This window comes from Ornithinimicrobium cerasi (genome assembly GCF_003702705.1).
In the GTDB taxonomy this organism is placed as follows: domain Bacteria; phylum Actinomycetota; class Actinomycetes; order Actinomycetales; family Dermatophilaceae; genus Ornithinicoccus; species Ornithinicoccus cerasi.
Genome location: NZ_QZMN01000078.1, coordinates 1 through 626, shown reverse-complemented (window position 1 = coordinate 626; position 626 = coordinate 1). Strand labels below are relative to the sequence as shown.

The following is a 626-nucleotide window of genomic DNA, read 5'->3' as shown; positions in this document are numbered from 1 at the left end:
CGTAGATTAGTTGAATCATATTTTCTTCAGTAACAGTTGCAAAGTCATACATCTTTAAATGATGAAAAAGATGCCTTGCGACTGGGAAGAAGTTATTAATCCACTGCTCATTGGCAATCCAACCATAGTAATCGTAATCAACAAGGTTATTTATTTTTGCAACATTACGGAAAAACTCTCCATTTAGGATACTTTTAATCATTTGGTCGTTATTATTTAATGTCTTTTGGTAACTGGTTGCAACCATTAACCTTGATAGGATAAGTAAATATACCTGTTTTGTGTATAGTTCAATATTTAACGTTGTTTCTGAAATAGCATTATAATCATGCTGCTTTTTCCAAAGGTCTAATGCTAATTTGACTTCAGATTCATGTGACGAATCTTGAACTATTTTTAATAATTGTGGGTAAACTACTGCAAATAAATTACTGTTTAACCCAAAGTCTCTTTGAATGTTATCTGCAGTAAGAGTTAGTAAATTTTCATCAAGTAAGATTCTTTCTAAAAATATAGTTAGATGTTGTGCATTAGATTCATTTGCTTGATTAACACTTAGCTGTTCAACTAACTCTAAGTTGACCATATCTGCGGTATATTGATTATCTGTAGGCGTGATTGTAGGA

Annotated in this window: 1 protein-coding gene; it reads right to left on the bottom strand. The window is 31.3% G+C overall.

Annotated features, from left to right (window positions below; genetic code table 11):
- Nucleotides 1-626, bottom strand: a 626-nt coding sequence (locus D4B81_RS18365; RefSeq protein ID WP_161965306.1) for a hypothetical protein, incomplete at both ends; no start/stop codon positions are given.